Source organism: Lysinibacillus sp. FSL M8-0337 (assembly GCF_038593855.1).
Taxonomy (GTDB): Bacteria; Bacillota; Bacilli; order Bacillales_A; family Planococcaceae; genus Lysinibacillus; species Lysinibacillus sphaericus_D.
In genome coordinates, this window is record NZ_CP151996.1 from 4,524,384 (window position 1) to 4,543,520 (window position 19,137).

19 protein-coding genes are annotated in these 19,137 nt (G+C 37.3%); 2 read left to right on the forward strand and 17 right to left on the reverse strand.

From position 1 onward, the window contains the following. Positions 1–112: 112 nt before the first annotated feature. Positions 113–1,579 carry a M23 family metallopeptidase gene (locus tag MKY08_RS22115; RefSeq protein WP_069514074.1) on the reverse strand — a complete coding sequence of 489 codons (1,467 nt, stop codon included), beginning with the start codon at positions 1,577–1,579 and terminating at the stop codon, positions 113–115. 401 nt (positions 1,580–1,980) lie between these two features. On the opposite strand from MKY08_RS22115, the gene MKY08_RS22120 reads away from it, so the two are divergent. Beyond that, a complete protein-coding gene (locus MKY08_RS22120; protein ID WP_176723247.1) occupies positions 1,981–2,793 on the forward strand; it encodes a YitT family protein in 813 nt (270 codons plus the stop codon). 282 nt (positions 2,794–3,075) lie between these two features. Here the strand turns inward: MKY08_RS22120 and MKY08_RS22125 are convergent, their stop codons facing one another. From MKY08_RS22125 to rpsF, 12 genes are all read right to left on the reverse strand, one after another. Continuing rightward, on the reverse strand, positions 3,076–4,365 hold the full coding sequence (locus MKY08_RS22125) for an adenylosuccinate synthase (RefSeq protein WP_069514068.1): 1,290 nt from the start codon (positions 4,363–4,365) through the stop codon (positions 3,076–3,078). 189 nt (positions 4,366–4,554) lie between these two features. After that, positions 4,555–5,916, reverse strand: coding sequence for a replicative DNA helicase (gene dnaB / locus MKY08_RS22130; protein WP_069514065.1), 1,362 nt, complete (start codon positions 5,914–5,916; stop codon positions 4,555–4,557). A gap of 13 nt (positions 5,917–5,929) precedes the next feature. Continuing rightward, positions 5,930–6,376 carry a 50S ribosomal protein L9 gene (rplI, locus tag MKY08_RS22135; RefSeq protein WP_069514063.1) on the reverse strand — a complete coding sequence of 149 codons (447 nt, stop codon included), beginning with the start codon at positions 6,374–6,376 and terminating at the stop codon, positions 5,930–5,932. After that, on the reverse strand, positions 6,373–8,346 hold the full coding sequence (locus tag MKY08_RS22140) for a DHH family phosphoesterase (protein WP_069514061.1): 1,974 nt from the start codon (positions 8,344–8,346) through the stop codon (positions 6,373–6,375). Before MKY08_RS22140 ends, rplI begins: the two co-directional genes overlap by 4 nt. Positions 8,347–8,360: 14 nt before the next feature. Further along, positions 8,361–9,302, reverse strand: a complete 942-nt coding sequence (locus MKY08_RS22145) for a YybS family protein (protein ID WP_069514059.1) — start codon at positions 9,300–9,302, stop codon at positions 8,361–8,363. A gap of 259 nt (positions 9,303–9,561) precedes the next feature. After that, positions 9,562–10,254, reverse strand: coding sequence for an ATP-binding cassette domain-containing protein (locus tag MKY08_RS22150; RefSeq protein WP_081328063.1), 693 nt, complete (start codon positions 10,252–10,254; stop codon positions 9,562–9,564). Further along, positions 10,247–11,533 (reverse strand): hypothetical protein, encoded by a 1,287-nt coding sequence (locus MKY08_RS22155; protein ID WP_069514057.1) that lies wholly within the window; start codon positions 11,531–11,533, stop codon positions 10,247–10,249. Before MKY08_RS22155 ends, MKY08_RS22150 begins: the two co-directional genes overlap by 8 nt. Further along, the gene (locus tag MKY08_RS22160) at positions 11,530–12,462 is read right to left on the reverse strand and encodes a hypothetical protein (protein ID WP_069514055.1); all 933 of its coding nucleotides are present in this window, start codon (positions 12,460–12,462) and stop codon (positions 11,530–11,532) included. Before MKY08_RS22160 ends, MKY08_RS22155 begins: the two co-directional genes overlap by 4 nt. Positions 12,463–12,752: 290 nt before the next feature. Then, positions 12,753–13,172, reverse strand: a complete 420-nt coding sequence (locus tag MKY08_RS22165) for a hypothetical protein (protein ID WP_081328062.1) — start codon at positions 13,170–13,172, stop codon at positions 12,753–12,755. A gap of 232 nt (positions 13,173–13,404) precedes the next feature. Further along, on the reverse strand, positions 13,405–13,641 hold the full coding sequence (gene rpsR / locus MKY08_RS22170; RefSeq protein ID WP_010860721.1) for a 30S ribosomal protein S18: 237 nt from the start codon (positions 13,639–13,641) through the stop codon (positions 13,405–13,407). A gap of 47 nt (positions 13,642–13,688) precedes the next feature. Next, complete coding sequence (ssb, locus tag MKY08_RS22175; protein ID WP_024364645.1) at positions 13,689–14,261, reverse strand: single-stranded DNA-binding protein; 573 nt, start codon at positions 14,259–14,261, stop codon at positions 13,689–13,691. A 36-nt stretch (positions 14,262–14,297) separates the two neighbouring features. Then, positions 14,298–14,588, reverse strand: coding sequence for a 30S ribosomal protein S6 (gene rpsF / locus MKY08_RS22180; RefSeq protein ID WP_024364644.1), 291 nt, complete (start codon positions 14,586–14,588; stop codon positions 14,298–14,300). 173 nt (positions 14,589–14,761) lie between these two features. On the opposite strand from rpsF, the gene MKY08_RS22185 reads away from it, so the two are divergent. Beyond that, positions 14,762–15,325 (forward strand): DUF3267 domain-containing protein, encoded by a 564-nt coding sequence (locus MKY08_RS22185; RefSeq protein WP_069514053.1) that lies wholly within the window; start codon positions 14,762–14,764, stop codon positions 15,323–15,325. 25 nt (positions 15,326–15,350) lie between these two features. Here the strand turns inward: MKY08_RS22185 and MKY08_RS22190 are convergent, their stop codons facing one another. The 4 genes from MKY08_RS22190 to MKY08_RS22205 all read right to left on the reverse strand — a co-directional run bounded on the left by MKY08_RS22190 (position 15,351) and on the right by MKY08_RS22205 (position 19,103). Then, entirely contained in the window at positions 15,351–16,391 is a 1,041-nt protein-coding gene (locus MKY08_RS22190) for an acyl-CoA dehydrogenase family protein (RefSeq protein ID WP_069514050.1), read from the reverse strand. A gap of 170 nt (positions 16,392–16,561) precedes the next feature. Further along, positions 16,562–17,662 (reverse strand): redox-regulated ATPase YchF, encoded by a 1,101-nt coding sequence (gene ychF, locus MKY08_RS22195; protein WP_024364641.1) that lies wholly within the window; start codon positions 17,660–17,662, stop codon positions 16,562–16,564. A gap of 357 nt (positions 17,663–18,019) precedes the next feature. Further along, complete coding sequence (locus MKY08_RS22200) at positions 18,020–18,220, reverse strand: DUF951 domain-containing protein (protein WP_069514382.1); 201 nt, start codon at positions 18,218–18,220, stop codon at positions 18,020–18,022. A gap of 1 nt (position 18,221) precedes the next feature. Next, complete coding sequence (locus tag MKY08_RS22205; RefSeq protein ID WP_069514048.1) at positions 18,222–19,103, reverse strand: mechanosensitive ion channel family protein; 882 nt, start codon at positions 19,101–19,103, stop codon at positions 18,222–18,224. Positions 19,104–19,137: the final 34 nt, after the last annotated feature.

A 19,137-nucleotide genomic window follows, 5' to 3' on the forward strand; every position in this document is an offset into this window, starting at 1 on the left:
GCATTATTCACGAACAGTTTCCGTATTTCGACAATTATTTCTCGGGAAATAATGTAGATTTTTATGCTTACTATACAAAAAAGCAGCCCACTATTTGGACTGCCTTTTACAATTACTGACCTACATATGATAAAGGATTGACCAGCTCACCATTTTTCTCAACTTCAAAGTGTAAATGTGTACCTGTTGAATTTCCTGTAGAGCCCATAATTCCAATAACAGAACCTTTTTCAACAACCTGCCCAACACTAACCTTAATAGAAGATAAGTGTCCATAAAGCGTTGTATAGCCGTTTTTATGATTAATAACAATGCGATTACCATAGGTACCAGAAACGCCAGCAGCTACTACTACGCCATTATCTGAAGCTAGTATATTGTAGTTACTAGGACGAGCAATGTCGATTCCGCGATGGATATCACCCCAACGTTGTCCCATAGCACTAGATACATAGCCTCCTACTGTTGGCCAAACAAACTCGCCCGTTCCACGAGACGAGATTACTTTTGTACCTACTACTTCAATATGATCCACTGGTTGTTGTAACACTTTTTCTTCTAAAGCTACTTTAGAAGTGCGTGTGCCATTTTCAGTCGTGATTAAGTAAGAGGTTTCCTTTTTCCCGTTAACGCCTTGTTGTTTTATAACGGACTCCCCTTTGTACATTGTAGGGTCTTCTTTCATTACTTTTTTAAATGGAATTGTATCTGTAACGGTCTTTTCTTGTTTTACTTCAATGGTTACAAATGGTTTTGCAACCGTAACATTTAGTGCTTGTCCTATTTGTAACACTGTATCTACTGTCAGACCAGGATTTAATGCAATTAACTCAGCAGTTGTTAAATTATGCTTTTTAGCGACTGCTCCTAATACATCCCCTGATTGAATTTTATATTCCTTTTGCTCAAGGGATCCTGTCATTAAGTGTTTCACTGCCTCTTCAGGCGATACAATGGCATTAGGATTTACTTTTTGTGTTACACCTGAAACACCTTGTTTAAACACAATATTTAACAGGCGTGATTCACCAGACTGTAAAGCTGGTAATTCATTTATAGATTGTTGGTTTGCAAGTAAATCATCTAACGCTGGTTGAGAAACATATTGTAACTTTAATAAGCGAATTGTTTCTTCATAGGCTTTCGCATCTTTTAAAAAGGTGATTGGCTTATTATCTACTAGTAATGCAAAGGCAGGTGATTGTGCAACTAATGTTTGCTCTAATTTCGCCAAAGTTTCTGCATCCTTTGTTTCATTACTAAACACTTGCTCTGGTATTATTTTCACAACCGAGTTAGCATCGATTAATAAGTCTTTATACTGATTACTTGCTTGCTGTTCTTTCGATGCAATTATTTCTTGAACAGCTTTGTCATCAGATACAGCACCCATATATTCATTTTCTACATATACATGATATATTTTATTTAGTGTTTCTTTATGATTATTTTCTTTTGTAAAGCCTGCGCTTATTGTGAAACTAGCCATTAGTACCGCAATAATTGACACTTTTTTAAAAGAAGAAAAATTGTAGGTGAATCGATTGCTTTCTTCTTTTTTATTACAAGACGAACTCATCAATAAAGCCCCTTCCAACTTTAGCCTAACATAGGTTTAATTACCCACAAAGATTTTGCACCACTATAATGTACCATAAAGAAAATGGCGTTTGAATATTTTATCCCTTTTGTAATGAAAATGTATTATTTCTCTACTAATTGTTACATAAATCTTATATTTGATAATCTTATTCTCACTCCTTTTATTTTTAAATTAGGAAGTATTATCCTTATTATTTTGTTTTAAATGAGTATTTAAACATATTTCTTTTTACTTTTTCAATATTTCGATAAAATAGAGTAAGAGACGTATACTAGTTGATTGGAGCGATTGATTTGAGTGATTCACAGACCACTAAGGTAGCTAAGGCAAGGCAGCAAAAAAAGAATACAGTTCGGAAAATAACCGCCCGAATTGTTATGGTTGCCATAGGTGCCGTCATTATGGCATTAGGACTAGAGCTATTTTTAGTACCAAACCACATTATGGACGGAGGAATCGTTGGTGTTTCCATTATTACCTCGCATTTATTAAGCATACCCCTAGGTATTTTCATCTTCGTTTTAAACTTACCTTTTATCTTTTTAGGCTATAAACAGATTGGTAAAACATTTGCACTTTCTACAGGGCTTGGCATCACTGTGCTCTCCGTAACAACAATCTTCTTACATAATCTTGAACCATTTACAACAGACACATTACTTGCGACAGTTTTTGGTGGGATGATTTTAGGTATTGGTGTCGGTATCGTTATACGTTACGGCGGTTCTTTAGATGGAACTGAAATTTTAGCCATTTTATTTAATAGAAAATCTCCATTCTCAGTCGGAGAAATTATTATGTTCTTCAATGTACTGATCTTTACTATTGCGGGTTTTGTTTTCACATGGGAGCAAGCTATGTACTCTATCATTGCCTATTATATAGCCTATAAAATGATTGATATTGTTATACAAGGGATGGAAGAGTCAAAATCTGTTTATATTATCAGTGATGAAATTGAAGAAATTGGTCAAACTATTATGGACCGACTTGGTCGTGGGGTAACTTTTCTTCACGGGGAAGGGGCCTACACAGGCAACGACAAAAAAGTTATTTTTACCGTTATTACACGCTTAGAAGAATCAAAATTGAAAACAATTGTCGCGGAAATAGACGACCATGCATTCCTTGCAATAGGGAATATTGCAGAAGTTAAAGGTGGCCGCTTCAAGAAGAAGGATATTCACTAAAAAGCACAGCTTGGACAAAAGAGAAAAAGTGTTAGATTGACTCAAATCAATCTAACACTTTTTACTATGTCCGTTGTTGTCCGCTACGGCGGACGCTTTCCGCGGGCACACCGTAAGCCGCAACCCTCGCTGTCGCGCGGCTTGTTGCGTCTTACGTGCTGTGCGTTCCCGCAGGAGTCGCCCGCCTTCGCTACCAACAACTATAAGGTTCCATTCATTTTAAACAGTGGAGATTTACGAATACCGTTTTCCCTCTTTTTAAAATTGATCCTCGCCTCTTGATTATGCTTCCCAAATATCTACTAATACATTTGTTTGTTCACGACCAGGGCCGACAGAGAAGGTAGCAATTTGAATGCCCGTTAATTCACTTACACGTTCTACATAGCGTCGTGCATTCTCTGGTAACTCTTCTAATGTGCGGCAGCCTGTAACATCTTCTGACCAGCCTGGAAGCTCCTCATAAATAGGTTCGCATTGTTCAATAATATGAAGGTTTGCTGGGTACTCTGTAATTGTTTCATCTTTATATTTATAAGCTGTACAAATTTTTACAGTGTCTAAACCTGATAAAACATCGATTGAATTTAATGCTAAATGCGTAATACCACTTACACGACGTGAATGGCGAACGACAACTGTATCAAACCAGCCTACACGACGAGGGCGTCCAGTCGTTGTACCGTATTCGCGACCTACTTCACGGATTTGCTGGCCAACTTCGTCAAATAATTCAGTTGGGAATGGACCATCTCCTACACGTGATGTATAGGCTTTACATACACCAATAACACTTGAAACTTTTGATGGGCCAATACCTGCACCAATTGCGACACCACCAGCAACAGGGTTTGAAGAAGTAACAAATGGATAAGTCCCTTGATCGACATCAAGTAAAATACCTTGTGCCCCTTCAAATAATACTTTGCCACCTTCATCTAATACATCATTTAAAATTTTTGAAGTATCTGTAACATATTTAGCGATTTCTTGTCCATAACCGTAATATTCTTCGAAGATTTCTTCGAATGTTACACCTTCCACTTCATAAAATTTCTCGAACAACTTATTTTTAATTACTAAATTATGACGTAGTTTTTCTTCAAATACTTCTTTATCTAATAAATCAGCCATACGGATACCGATACGTGCTACTTTATCTTGATAGCAAGGTCCGATACCTTTACAAGTTGTACCGATTTTGTTATCGCCACGGCTTTCTTCATCTGCGATATCTTGTTTAATATGATATGGTAAAATAACATGGGCACGATTGGAAATACGAAGATTATCTGTATTGATGCCTCGTTCCTGCAGTCCTTTTAACTCTGTTACAAGCGATTTTGGGTTAACAACCATCCCATTCCCCATCACAGACGTTTTCTCTTTGTAGAAAATACCTGATGGGATTAAATGTAACTTATATGTTTCACCATTAATTTTAATGGTATGTCCAGCGTTATCGCCACCTGCAAAGCGGGCAATCGCATCTGCCTTTTGTGAAAGGAAATCTGTAATTTTACCTTTACCTTCGTCTCCCCACTGTGTTCCTACAACTACAACTGATGTCATAATCAGCACCTCCGTTAGATACGTATTGTATCTCATTAATCAAGCCGTAAATTATTGTAACAATGTTAGAAACAACTCGTCAATAAAAAAATAGTTAAAAACACGAACATAAAATCAATTACTATGATTTAACGTTCGTGTTTAATGACGGAATGGTATGAATATTATCTCTTTTCTAGATAAATATTACTAATCACGTGGTGGCGGTGGTGGCATTTGTGACCAATCCACGTTTATAAATTTATTGAATTCCTTTTTAAAAGCAAGTGTCACTGTTCCTGTAGGACCGTTACGCTGTTTAGCAATAATAATTTCAATCATATTTTTACTCTCGGACTCTTTATCGTAATAGTCATCACGATATAAGAAGGCAACAATATCGGCATCTTGCTCAATACTTCCTGATTCACGTAAGTCACTCATCATTGGTCGCTTATCCTGACGTTGCTCCACGCCACGTGAAAGCTGCGATAGTGCAATTACTGGTACCTTTAACTCACGCGCTAATCCTTTTAACGAACGTGAGATTTCTGATACTTCTTGTTGACGGTTTTCCCCAGGCTTCCCACTACCCTGAATAAGCTGTAAGTAATCGATTAGAATCATTCCAAGTCCATGCTCTTGTGCTAAACGTCTACACTTTGCTCGAATTTCATTGATACGGACACCTGGCGTGTCGTCAATAAAAATACCTGAATTCGATAAACTTCCCATTGCCATCGTTAGTTTACCCCAATCTTCGGTAGTTAAAGCACCTGTACGTAAAACTTGTGCATCAATATTTCCTTCGGCACATAGCATACGCATAACTAGCTGCTCAGCACCCATCTCTAATGAGAAGATGGCAACATTTTCACGTGCTTGCACAGCTACACTTTGTGCAACGTTTAACGCAAAAGCCGTTTTCCCTACAGAAGGTCGCGCCGCAACAATAATCAAGTCATTGCGTTGGAAGCCTGCTGTAATATGGTCTAAATCACGGAAGCCTGTTGGAATCCCTGTTACATCACCTTTACGGGATTGAAGCTGTTCGATATTATCGAATGTCTCAACTAAAACATCTTTTACATGTTTAAAGTCGCCAGCATTTTTTCGGTTGGCGACCTCCATCATTTTCTTCTCTGCTTCGCCGAGTAATGCCTCTACCTCGTCCTCACGTGTGTAGCCGTCCTCAACTATTTTTGTAGCTACACGGATTAAACGACGTAATAACGCTTTTTCCTCAACGATTTTGGCATAGTGAGCAACGTTTGCTGCCGTAGGGACAGCATTGGCGAGCTCTAGTAAATACGATAGCCCGCCAACATCCTCAATCTCTTTTTTTGCTGATAATTCCTCAGTAACTGTTACAACATCTATCGCTTTTCCTTGATCACTTAAACGCAGCATTGTCTCAAAAATCTTCTTATGGGCGTTTTGGTAAAAATCATCAGCTAGCAGAATTTCTGATGCTGTGATTAGTGCCTGTGGTTCTAGAAAAATTGCACCGATAACCGATTGCTCCGCTTCCCGGTTATGCGGTGGAACGCGGTCCATCATCGGTTCGTTCATGGATAGTCGCCCCTTATTCTTCCGTTACTTGTACTTTTAATGTCGCTGATACTTCGTGATGTAGTTTTACAGGTACATTTGTAAAGCCTAGTGCACGGATGCCATCAGGTAAAGTCATTTTACGTTTATCAATTTTAATGCCATGTACTTTTTGCAGTGCTTCTGCAATTTGTTTTGTTGAAACTGAACCAAATAAGCGTCCACCATCTCCTGATTTTGCTTTTAGCTCCACTGTTAATGCTTCTAGCTTTTCTTTTAAAGCTTGTGCTTCAGCTAATTCTGCTGCTGCGTTTTTTTCTTCTAGTTTCTTTTGACCATGTAATTGGCTCATTGCTTGTGCATTTGCTTCTGCAGCATAACCGTTTTTAATTAGGAAGTTTTGTGCATAGCCGTCTGCTACATTTTTTACTTCCCCTTTTTTTCCTTTACCTTTAACATCTTTTAAAAATACTACTTTCATAATTCAGAACTCCCTTCGAGTACCTCATATATGGCCTCTTCTAAATATTTTTTTACTTCACCAATGGAAAGTGCTTCTATTTGGCAAGCCGCATTTGTTAAATGCCCGCCACCGCCGAGCCTTTCCATGATAAGCTGTACATTTATTTCTCCTAATGACCTTGCACTAATGCCAATTTTACCATCTGCACGATGCGCAATGACAAAAGATGCGTTTACATCTTTCATCGTTAGTAAAATATCGGCCGTTTGCGCGATTAACACGGAATCATAAATTTTTGAATCTTCACCTACGGCTAGTGCAATGCCAGGCTTCACGAATTTCACAGTTTGCACAATTTTCGAACGTTCAATATACGTATGGATATCTTCTTTCAAAAGTCTTTGTACTAAAACTGTATCTGCTCCGTTTGTTCGTAAATAAGAAGCTGCCTCAAAAGTACGGGCTCCTGTACGAAGTGTAAAACTCTTGGTATCAACAATAATCCCCGCTAATAGCGCTGTCGCTTCGAGCATATTAATTTTTGCCCGCTTTGGCTGATACTCTAATAACTCAGTAACAAGCTCTGCTGTAGACGAAGCATAAGGCTCCATATACACAAGCGTTGGATTTTCAATAAAGTCTTCACTACGACGATGATGGTCGATTACGACTACCTTTTCCGCAAGCTTTAATAAGTATGGATCAATGACTAAATTCGGCTTATGTGTATCTACAATAATAAGTAAGGATTTTTCAGTCATTTTTGTAGCCACTTCTTCTGGCGTTAAGAAGTGCTCGTAGAAATCGGATTTACTTTCAATTTCATTCATTAAACGTGTGACACTACCGTTCAGTTCATCAAAATTAATGACGACATAGCCTTTTACATCATTCATTTGAGCCATTTTGCGAACCCCAACAGATGCACCAATAGAGTCCATATCAGGATTTTTATGTCCCATAACAAACACTTGGTCACTGTCTTGTATTAAATCACGTAGTGCATGTGAGATAACCCGCGCCCTAACACGTGTACGTTTTTCAACAGGGTTGGTTTTCCCTCCATAGAACTTGAGCTTTCCTGTAGGTTGTTTGATGGCTACCTGATCCCCACCACGACCTAAAACAAGATCCAGACTCGATTGGGCTAATTCACCAAGTTCCACTAGTGAAGAAGAGCCAGCACCAACACCGATACTTAGCGTTAGTGAAAGATTTTTTTGTGCTGTCTTTTCGCGAATTGTATCTAAAATAGCAAATTTTTTCTTTTCTAGTTCTGTTAAAATCGATTCATTTAAAACTGCTAAAAAACGATCCGATGAAATTCGTTTGACAAATATTCCGTGCTCCGCTGCCCAGTCATTGACAATAGACGTTACCATCGTATTAGTTAAGCTACGCGGCTGGTCATCCATTGCTTGTGTAATTTCATCATAGTTATCGACAAATAAAATAGCAATAACTGTACGATCTGCAAAGTATTGTTTTTCAATTGCAATTTGCTCTGTAATATCGAAGAAATATAGTAGACGCTCCTCTTCCTTGTAAAAGACACGATATTTACGATCACGAAGCGTAATCGTTGCTTCTTTTGTTTCCTCGGTCTTCATCAGTACGTAGATGTCGTCGGATATATTGACAATTCCTTCACCCACTAATGCCTCATTGTTTAATACATTTTGCATATATGGGTTTGACCACTCAATTTCGTATTCCTCATTGACGAGCAATATTCCAATTGGCATTTCAAGTAATGCCTCTTCCCCAACTTTTTTCATACGGAAGGAAATGGATTCTATATGCTTTTCGGTCTCTTCAAAAGTAGCTTTTTCAATTTTCCATGTGTAGGCCATTAACAATGCAAAGCCTACTCCATAGCCAATACCAATCGCGATATTCCAAATACAAAGAAGCGCGAACGTCACAATGCCAAAAATGGAAAGAACAAAAAGCGGATAGCGGATTGGTCGTTTTCTAAAAGTCCCCATTACTCATCAGCCCCTTATTCCTTAGTCTTCCCTTTCACAAGTGAACGCACGTCGAAACCTAAATCTACAATACCGAGTAAGATAATGAATGATGAAAGTGGAATAGCTAAAATGGTAGCTATCCATTTGACAACACTCGGCATTCCTTTCGTCGCAATGAAATAATGAATAAATGATATTCCTTGAAGTATTAGTAAAAGCCACAAAATATAAGACACATTTAATACAATAATATCTAGCATAGAGCCCGCTTCTGGACGTATAAATAGATTAATACATAAAATAATCATGTAGTACCATAAAATAGAGCGTGGAAGTCGCATATTTTCATATGCTGGGAATTTTGGTACTGCTAAACCTAATCGTTTTAAAATAGGTAAATTCAATGTAATAACAATAAATGCTATGGAAAATGCAAAGATTGTTACTGTCGAAGGTATTGTTAGCTCAATTGTGTTAAGCATAGCCTCCATTTGTTCAGGTTGAATAGCGATTTGACCTGTCATACTTTTAGCAAGCTCGTTGGATTGCTCATAACTATCTCGGGCAATTTTCAAGCTCATTTCAATCACGTTAATTCCCGCTAATTGCACATAGGCTAAATAGACAAGTGCTGACGATAAAAGTACCGCGATACCAGATGACATGAATAAATAAAGTTTGCTCTTCTTTAATTGAATTGCATTACCTATGATTACCCCAAGTAACGCCATAATAAAGGCGAATGGCAGCATAAACAGTCCACTCGTTAGCACAGTTAGTATACAACCTACAACTGCAACGAGTATTGATGAGGAACGCTTGTAATTTGCGCTATACCAAGCGATTGGTAATGGAGTAAATAGTAAGGCTACTAAAGAAATAATTGGTACATATGCTGAAGCAATCATTAAGATTGTAAACATTGCAACCATCATCGAGCCTTGTACAAGCGCCTTTGTTTGATTATTCGGCATTGAAAACCTTCCTTTTTATCAGTCAAACTTACTAAACTTTATTGTACCATTTTTTCACCTTATTGAACAAAAAACGCTAAGAACGTCTAAAGGCTTTTTGATGAAATAATGACAAAAGTGAAGTTTCCTTATCAAAATAGGATAATGGTATGGAATTTTACTATTTTGGAGCAAAAAAATCACCACAGATAAAGGCGAAATTAAAAAATGAGTCCGGTACAATACCGAACTCAAAATACCAAAATTCACTGAATAATGGCTACATATCACCCACCGTTTGGGCGTCCAAAAAAATCCCCTCCGAACTCATCCTATATTCTTTATCAGCATATTGAGAACTTAAGTGACTATGAGTAGCCATAACGATAGTCGTTCCACTTTCAGACAGCCTTTTAAAAAGGTGAAACACTAAAATTGTCGTATCGTCGTCCAATGACCCAGTAGGTTCATCAGCTATCAACAATATAGGCTTTTTAATCAGTGCTCTGATGACTCCCACTCGTTGTCTTTCTCCACCAGATAACTTGTCAATTTTCTTATCAAGTAAATGATTAATTTTTAAACAGGCACTTAGTTCATCGAGATATGCCGTGATTTGCTTTTGATTATAGTTGCCTAATAATAAAGGTACTAAGATATTTTCCCGAACTGTAAGGTTGCGAATCATTGGATTGTACTGTGATATGTATCCGATTCGACTGCCTCTTATTTCCGAAAGCTCATTAAGATTTTGGGCATGCATTTCTATACGATCCAAAATATAGTTACCACTATCCGCTTTTTCAAGTCCAGCCAATATATTTAAAAGTGTGCTTTTTCCAACGCCACTAGGTCCTTTTATAGAAATGAATTGATTGTTAACAATTTCTAAATTAATGTGATGTAATATTATTTTTTCATTATACGCTTTTACGATGTTCTCTAATGAAATAAAGCTTATGATTTTAATCACCCTTTAACTTTTCAATGACATTCGTCGTTGCTAATAATTGATTCACTAACATATAAACTACGACATAGAATACCAACCAAACCATGAACCCGGCAATTAACAAAATAGATAGTATAGTAAGGTCTTGCATAAATAGAACGGTGCACAACAATGCCAATCCAATACTCATACCATTGAGAATTGAAAATTCGAGTTGTATAGTTTTTTTGATTTTATTATTTGTAACCCCACTCATAATGAACACTAAATACATATCGAATTGTCTTTTTATTAAACTCTTAACGGACAAATAGAAAGCACACAATATGAAAATAAATACAACACCCGATATTGTAAAAATAAGTGTTTGATTGGCATCAACCATTTTGTATAAAAGATTCACTGATAGCGAATTCGCGCCAATAATTTGATAATTAGTGAAATTCGTAACTTTTCCTATGTCTGCAACTTCCTTTCTTACCTCAAGCGCGTTTAAGTTGGTCATTAAATGACCACCCATGTTACTTAATAGAAGTGCGCGAAAGAATATTTCATCTACCTCTGTTTTTTGTAACAACTTAGAAGGCTGTTCAGAAAGCGACATGGAAGGCAGTAGGATATAACGATTGAGTACTTGTTGGGGATTATGGTTAGTAAAAATAAATGCATTTTCCTTTGCAAAGCCAACTACTCGCCCTACAAATTTTTCATAATAGTACTGAAGCTCTAATTGGTCATTTAACTTAAAGTATTGACGATAATCAGAGCCAAGAATGACCGGTATTTCATTTTTCCCTGCTACGTAGACATAAGCGGAATCATCAAATGGCAGTCCTTCCATCAGTTCAACGTCATTATAATCAAAAACGGATTTAGTAATTTGTATCGATTTAGTGGTTTGATATAACGCACCTTCGTACTCATATATATCATTAGTAGCGCCCCATTCATAATAGGCGGAGAACTTCTTATCAGAGGGATATTGTTTTAAGCCTATTGGCTGCGATACGGCATTATAAAAGACCACTTTACTATTTTTAAATACCCGATTATTAAAATCATTGAGTAGATCATAGTTTTTTACATCTTTAAAAAATTCAATTTCTCTTTCACCGATTAAATCATCCGTAATCTGATAGATATTGTAGTTATGAAATTTACTGGCTGAACGTATTTCTATTTTTGAAATATTTATATTTACTAACAGTACAAATAAAACGACAGAAAATAGAAATGAAAGTAACCCTAAAAACAACGTAAACCATTTTTTATTTTTCAGTAGAAGTCTAGCTGTATTCAAAACGATCTTACTCCTTTTTTAATCAAGGACTTTGTCATGAGCAGACAGGCTAAAAAATACACTATAAATGTTACTAATATGTAGAAAACAGATACGTAGTACCACTGATTCCCCCAAATCGAATAGAAATGGTTAAACGCTTTTAATAATAAAAATGCCAATAACATTATCATGATTAGCGCAATGAATTCTAATTTAAACACTTTAAGAAATATAAGTTGCCATTTCCCTCCTGCTAAAAACAATATTTGAACAATGGATTTTTTACTTTGAATGGCATAAACGACTGTAACAGCTTGCGCAATAATGACAAATAGTAAAGAAATGATTAAGAATCCTTTCAATAAAATATTGGAAGTTAATATGGCAGTTCCTCTATCCTCTTTTTCAAGTAACTGATAACTCGTATTAGGAAATATTTTTTCAATTAATTGATGTGGTTTTCCACTTTCCACATTGAGAATAAACTTCGTTCCATTTTTCAAGTTGATTTGTTGAGACATGACTATATACCATGCCTCTCTATTTAAGTAAGAGGCTGGTGTGTCAAATTGTCCAATAACGAGGCTTTTCATATTTCTTGACAGTGCCTCTTCAGGAAAAACATTGCCTGTAATTATATAGTCTGTAGAGCGTGGTTGTTTTTGATAGTTTATAGGTGGCAACTTCATCGAGTTGTTCATATATATATATTTTAAGTGTGGATTGTCTAGTTTATATTGCATTAACAAATATGGTTCTTCTAAGTCGATGTCTAGAGAAGACTCTTCGGTATTAATAATGAATTCAACAGCATTTTTACTGATATAGCCATTGTTAATCATATTGGTATAGCTAACAGAGTCCAGTATATAAAGCAAGGAAGCGGCGCTAGTAAACAACAGGAACGTTAGTAACAAAAACCTACTAGATACTAAAGAGTTTTTCACTTTGTTTTACCTTCATTGTAAGAAAGAGGATGGGACAAAAGAGATCTAACACTTTTTTGCTGCGCCGTTGTTGTCCGCTTCGGCGGTGCTTTCCGCGGGCACACACGTAAGCCGCAACCCTCGCTAACGCGCGGAATGCCAGCGTCTTACGCTGTGTGCGTTCTGAGCAGGAGTCACCGCCTCCGCTACCAACAATTAGATAGCTAAGTTCTCCATATAGCAAAAATTTATGAACACTTTTCCTCTGTTCCTCAAATTTTTTTAGTTATGTCCCAGCCTCTTCATGTATGTTATTTTCCGTAGTAGGTTTTCGCAACCCAGTCTAAATCTCCAGGGTGCCAACCGCTAATTGCTTGTGTTGTACCGAGCCCCCATACACGGCCACTATCTGCTGCTACACTGCCCGTAATAGCCGATTCGTAACGAGCTCTAGAATAATGGTATACACCAGGCCAAGTCGTGTTTGCAATGACACGTTCATAAACTGCTGAACCTCTTCTAGTATAATCTTTTGTTGCCCTATGTACAGGGTTACTAGTAGCCAATGAAGAAAAACCACTATCTTGTCGTAAAGTAAAATAGCCCGTATCTTCACTCCACCCGCCATAAATCGTTGGGTCATCTAGTGTTACTGCATTTGCTGAAGATAACATTGTGCCGCTCATACTTAATGTAAATGCACCTACCAGCATCCATTTTGTAGTTTTCAAATTTAACACCCCTTGAATCACAAAATAAATTTTAAATTTTCAATATTATAATAATTTAAAATATAATTATCTGTCAATATTCTAAATTTAATAAAAATTGATAGTTTTAATAGTGATGTTTATTTAGACATCTATGTAAATCTGCCGCCGTTTTTGGGTGTTTGTTCTGTATCGATTTTCAAGGAAATAAAAAAGCACAACAAGGCATTAAACCTTGTTGTGCTCAATGATCTTATTTATCTTCAGATACGAATGGAAGTAATCCCATAATACGAGAAACTTTGATAGCTGAAGTTAATTTACGTTGGTACTTAGCGCTAGTGCCAGTTACGCGACGTGGTAAAATTTTACCGCGTTCAGAGATGAATTTTTTTAATAAATCCACATCTTTATAGTCGATATGCGTAATGTTATTAGCAGTGAAGTAGCAAACTTTACGGCGTTTGCGGCCTCCGCGACGTGGTGCCATAGTGATGTCTCCTCCTTATAAGTTTATAGTTTTTGTAGCTCGAAGAATTAGAATGGAAGATCGTCTTCTGATACTTCAATCGGTCCCTTGCTATTCGCAAATGGATCTTCGTCTACTCTTGTATAGTTCGGCTGGTTCATTGGTGGTTGATTTTGCTGATAAGAAGCACCGCCGCCAAATGAACCTTGCTGAGGCATCGCGCCACCATACTGTTGTTGTGGTTGTCCACCGCCATATGACGGCTGGCTATTAGCGTAAGATTGTCCACCGTATTGGTTCGATGCAGGAGCACCTCCACCACTACGAGGCTCTAAAAACTGTACGCTATCTGCCACAACATCAGTTGTATATACACGCTTACCATCTTGTCCTTCATAGCTACCTGTTTGGATACGACCTTCTACTCCAATCAAACTTCCTTTTTTCATGAAGTTCGCTAAGTTTTCAGCCTGTTTACGCCAAGCAACACAGCTAATGAAATCTGCTTCTTTTTCACCTTGTTGGTTTGAGAATGTACGATTTACAGCTACAGTAAATCGAGTAGACGCAATACCATTCGGTGTGTAGCGCAGCTCAGGGTCTTTTGTTAGTCTTCCAACTAATACGACACGATTTATCATCAGAATGCAACCTCCTTTTCAGCATTTTGTTTAAAATTATTTTGCTTCTTCGCGAACTGCAATGTGACGAATGATATCTTCGCTGATGTTAGCAAGACGTGTGTATTCGTTGATTGCTTCTGAAGGAGCGTTTACTTTCACGATTTGGTAGTAACCTTCGCGGAAGTCTTGGATCTCGTAAGCTAAGCGGCGTTTGCCCCACTCTTTTGCTTCGATGACTTCAGCACCGTTAGAAGTTAAGATTTCGTTGAAACGTTCAACTAAAGCTTTCTTCGCTTCGTCTTCAATGTTTGGACGTACGATGTACATTAATTCGTATTTTCTCATCTGTTTACACCTCCTTATGGACTCAGGCTCTCCTGTTTGCAGGGAGCAAGGAGTAAGTAATAAATATTACTCACATCAATGAATTGTAACACATTGGCATCTGTCTTTCAAGTCGCAATCAAATAATTCATTCGATATAATGAAGATTACTAATTTCATGAAGGAGGACTTCTATGTTACCCGATCAAAAACCCGAAGTAATTGAATTAGATATTAAGAAGCTAATGATGGATAGTGTTGTTATTACTAGTGGCCTCGCTATTTTATTTATTGCCATACAAGTCATATGTATGAAGGAGTTTCAAATTTCGGTTTGGCAAATGCTAAGTGGCTTTATCCTTTTTGTCATACTTTATATCGTGCTTATCATATTGCATGAAGCCTTTCATTTAATAGGCTTTATGCTCTTTGGTGGCGTGCCTTTTAAATCGCTAAAATATGGTATTAACTTAGAGCTTGGGGTAGCTTATGCAACGACCGACAAACCACTCCCTAATTATGCAATGAAAAAGGCGTTGTTATTGCCATTTTGGACAACTGGTATTATTCCAACCATTGCTGGCTTTTACTTTAATAGTACCGTCTTGCTACTTGCGGGTGCCTTTTTAATTGGCGGAGCAGTCGGAGATTTTGCCATGTATAAGGAATTGCGCAAATATCCTAAACATGCTCTTGTAGAGGACGATCCTCAGTTACCAAAGCTTTATGTTTATCCTCCACAGAAAACGGATAAGTAATGGCTATCTTCTAGGAGCTAAGTTGTTAGGGTGTTAAAAATCCATGTTGTGCAGCTGTACATAAATTTCTCCAAATGCGATTAATGGTTGCTGTTTCCATAATAGCGTCCATTCCGAGACTGCGAATAATATTATTGGCAATGTCCACACAGTCAGCTGCACTTTCTTTGCTCATTTCCGTAAACTGTTGGTATTCTTGCTCTGTCAGTTCAACTTCCTGTTTATGTTTTTGCCAATAGATTGTCAACATAGCGTAAAATTGTTCTTCAATCTGTTTAAAACGCTTTAGTTGTTGCATATAAAGAAACTGCAATGCGCCAATACGTTCTGTGCGATGGGATTCTTTATTTTTTCGTTCAATGACAGTAGCAGCCTCCTCTAAGAAATTCTCCGTAATGCCCAGACAAACACTTAAAAAAGAAGCTTCTGCAAAAGTGCCGAACGGAAAACGATAGACTGCATTATCATAATTATTTTTCCAAATACCTAATTGGAATGTTTGATCGAATGGTATCCATACATCTTGTACTCGAATTGTATGGCTTGCTGTTGCTTTTAAACCCATTGCTTGCCAATCATTGATAATTTCTACTTGCTCCCGGCTCACCGCGCAACTAATGATTTTATCTGTCAGCATACCATCTTCTTTAATAAAGCAATTCATGGTAAATGTTGTTGCATAGTCAGCTCCGCTACAATACTTCCACTGCCCTGTTACCGAATAACCGCTGTCCATTTTTACGGCTGTACCTGTAGGGTAGCCGCTCCCTGCTATTACTGCATCCCTTGGTGAAAAAATCTCTTCGGCTATTTCTTGCTTAAACGTTGGCGCAAACATATTACCGCCTGTTCCTATTGTCACAAGCCACCCAAAGTTCCCATCGATAGCAGACATGCGCTGAAAAACTTTTATTCCTTCGAGTAAGTCTAAATCTTTACCACCTAACTCTTTTGCTATAAACAATTTAAACAATTGTTGCTCATAAATGATTTCTAATATTTCTTGTGGTAACTTTCCTAACTGATCGATTTCTAAAGCCCGCTTTTTGATTTCTACTATGTTCATAATATCCCCCTTTAGAAATTGAAAATTCTGATATCTATATAACCAAAAATAGGCTATCCCAAACATGAAAATGATTCGCTAGGAGATAGCCTATTATGTTTTTATGAATATAAACTAAGTTCTGTTTGTATTTCATGAGAATTGCTTACATTCATAATGGCAATTTTAAATTAAACGTTAAAGCGGAATAACATGATATCGCCGTCTTGTACAATATATTCTTTACCTTCAAGACGTACTTTCCCCGCTTCTTTCGCAGCAGCTTGTGAGCCTGCTTCTACTAAATCATCGAAAGCAACTGTTTCTGCACGAATAAATCCACGCTCAAAGTCTGTATGAATAATACCAGCACATTGTGGTGCTTTCATGCCTTTACGGAATGTCCATGCACGTACTTCTTGGACCCCAGCTGTGAAGTATGTGGCAAGACCTAGTAAATCATATGAAGTACGGATTAGTTGGTCTAAACCTGATTCTTTAATGCCTAGTTCTTCTAAGAACATCGCTTTTTCTTCATCGTCAAGCTCAGAAATTTCTTCTTCTATTTTTGCACAAATTGTAATTACTTGCGCACCTTCAGCTGATGCATATTCACGTACCTTTTGAACATATTCATTATTATCTGCATCTGCCACTTCGTCCTCTGAAACATTGGCAACATAAAGCATTGGTTTAATCGTTAATAGGTGAAGACCTTTAATCACTTTTAGTTCGTCCTCTGAAAGTTCAGCAGCACGAGCAGGTCGTCCGTTTTCTAATTCAGCTTTGATTTTTAGAAGAATCGGTTCTTCAACCATCGCTTCTTTATCTTTTTGTTTTGCCATTTTACTTACGCGTTGTAAACGTTTATCCACTGATTCTAAATCAGCAAGTGCTAGCTCTAAATTAATTACTTCAATGTCATCAATTGGATCTACCGCACCTGACACGTGTGTAATATTTTCATCTACAAAGCAACGTACTACTTGGCAGATTGCATCTACTTCACGAATATGTGCAAGGAATTTGTTTCCTAAACCTTCTCCTTTAGAAGCACCTTTTACGATACCTGCAATATCAGTAAATTCAAATGCTGTTGGCACTGTCTTTTTCGGTATTACTAACTCTGTTAGTTTGTCTAAACGTGCATCTGGTACTTCAACAATACCTACGTTTGGATCAATTGTTGCGAATGGATAGTTGGCAGCCAAAGCGCCCGCTTTTGTAATTGCGTTAAATAATGTTGATTTTCCAACGTTAGGTAAACCAACGATTCCAGCTGTTAATGCCATAAATGGACACAACCTTTCTATAATCAGTTCAATTTTGTTCCTGTTAAACCACAGTATTATGACACTCTAACGCCCAATCCGTATTGAAGGAGACTGACATAAACCCGACACAAGCAATTCCACCCTACGTCATTTTGTCCGGATTTTTCCTTTGAGCTTGCTCGGCAAAAAGCTCTCTGTAAATCTGTCCATTCACTGGGGAAATTCACTTGATGCAATCGGGGTTTGAATCCCCCATGAATTTAAGTGCATAGTTGGTATTCATCCCCACGAACTTCTGTTGACGCAAGTTAAAGTTTTCTTTATAACCCTATCTATTATATTGATTCGCCCATAAAAAGTCTAATACACAAAAAGCTAGACTTCACTTGCACGCTTTATGACTTTCTTCATTTTTTTCTCAAATTCTCGACGCGGAATCATCACACTGTGCTGACATCCTTCGCATTTAATACGCACATCTGCACCCATACGAATAATTTTCCACTCATTTGTGCCACATGGATGTTGTTTTTTCATTTCGACAATATCATTTAGATCAAATTTTTTCGCTTCCATATTATTCACTTCTCCCATCATCTTTTCCACTTCCACCATATAACATCATTTTAGGATACGCCATAGGAATATCATGTTCCTCAAATAATTGTGTCACATCACGGCGAATTGTTCGAGCTACGCCATATTGTTGTTGTGGCAATGTTTCAGCAGCAATGCGAATCGTTACTTCTGTTCCTTTTACATTTTGGACGCCTAAAAAGGTAGGTACTGCCACTAGCTCTTTATGAATTTCGGGTAGTGTTTCTAAATACTTTTTAATAAGCCCTTCCGCTTTTTCGAAATTTGCATCTGTCGTCATTTGTAAATCTATAAAAATTTTCGAGTTATTGATAGAGTAGTTAATAACCTCTCCAATTGAACCATTTGGAATAATAAATTGCTCCCCAGTAGCACCATTAATCTTTGTTGTACGTAATCCTATCTCTACAACTGTTCCTTCCGCTGCGTTTATTTTAATATAATCCCCTACACCGAATTGGTCTTCAAAAATAATAAAAAACCCTGTAATTACATCCTTTACTAAACTTTGAGCACCAAACCCGATAGCTAAACCGACGATTCCCGCTCCGGCAAGTAGGCCCGCTACCTTAATGTTAAGTGAAGAAAGGATAGCTATAATTGCCGAAAAATAGACAACATACGAAATAACACTTTGTAATAATCTTGCAATTGTTCGTTGTCTGCGCTCTGAATGATTTAATGGTGAGCGCATACGTAGTAAAAATACTTTTTTAATAAATTTTTTACCTAATCGTACAGCTAACCACGATGCAATAAGGATTAATGTAATTTCAATCGTTACATCGATAACCTGATCCCAAAAGGCCTCCGACGTCAGTTGATCCCATTTTTTCTGCATTACTCTTGTGTTGAATTCCATTATTACCACCTCTTGAATAACTTGTTAAAAATTT

What these genes read in the sequence shown, in the direction of transcription:
- MKY08_RS22200 (WP_069514382.1), bottom strand. Translation starts at nt 18,220, where the DNA reads ATGGAAGCGAAAAAATTTGATCTAAATGATATTGTCGAAATGAAAAAA.
- rpsR (WP_010860721.1), bottom strand. Translation starts at nt 13,641, where the DNA reads ATGGCACCACGTCGCGGAGGCCGCAAACGCCGTAAAGTTTGCTACTTC.
- MKY08_RS22205 (WP_069514048.1), bottom strand. Translation starts at nt 19,103, where the DNA reads ATGGAATTCAACACAAGAGTAATGCAGAAAAAATGGGATCAACTGACG.
- MKY08_RS22140 (WP_069514061.1), bottom strand. Translation starts at nt 8,346, where the DNA reads ATGGGGACTTTTAGAAAACGACCAATCCGCTATCCGCTTTTTGTTCTT.
- rpsF (WP_024364644.1), bottom strand. Translation starts at nt 14,588, where the DNA reads ATGAGAAAATACGAATTAATGTACATCGTACGTCCAAACATTGAAGAC.
- MKY08_RS22185 (WP_069514053.1), top strand. Translation starts at nt 14,762, where the DNA reads ATGTTACCCGATCAAAAACCCGAAGTAATTGAATTAGATATTAAGAAG.
- MKY08_RS22125 (WP_069514068.1), bottom strand. Translation starts at nt 4,365, where the DNA reads ATGACATCAGTTGTAGTTGTAGGAACACAGTGGGGAGACGAAGGTAAA.
- ssb (WP_024364645.1), bottom strand. Translation starts at nt 14,261, where the DNA reads ATGATAAATCGTGTCGTATTAGTTGGAAGACTAACAAAAGACCCTGAG.
- MKY08_RS22120 (WP_176723247.1), top strand. Translation starts at nt 1,981, where the DNA reads ATGGTTGCCATAGGTGCCGTCATTATGGCATTAGGACTAGAGCTATTT.
- MKY08_RS22190 (WP_069514050.1), bottom strand. Translation starts at nt 16,391, where the DNA reads ATGAACATAGTAGAAATCAAAAAGCGGGCTTTAGAAATCGATCAGTTA.
- rplI (WP_069514063.1), bottom strand. Translation starts at nt 6,376, where the DNA reads ATGAAAGTAGTATTTTTAAAAGATGTTAAAGGTAAAGGAAAAAAAGGG.
- dnaB (WP_069514065.1), bottom strand. Translation starts at nt 5,916, where the DNA reads ATGAACGAACCGATGATGGACCGCGTTCCACCGCATAACCGGGAAGCG.
- ychF (WP_024364641.1), bottom strand. Translation starts at nt 17,662, where the DNA reads ATGGCATTAACAGCTGGAATCGTTGGTTTACCTAACGTTGGAAAATCA.
- MKY08_RS22115 (WP_069514074.1), bottom strand. Translation starts at nt 1,579, where the DNA reads ATGAGTTCGTCTTGTAATAAAAAAGAAGAAAGCAATCGATTCACCTAC.
- MKY08_RS22145 (WP_069514059.1), bottom strand. Translation starts at nt 9,302, where the DNA reads ATGCCGAATAATCAAACAAAGGCGCTTGTACAAGGCTCGATGATGGTT.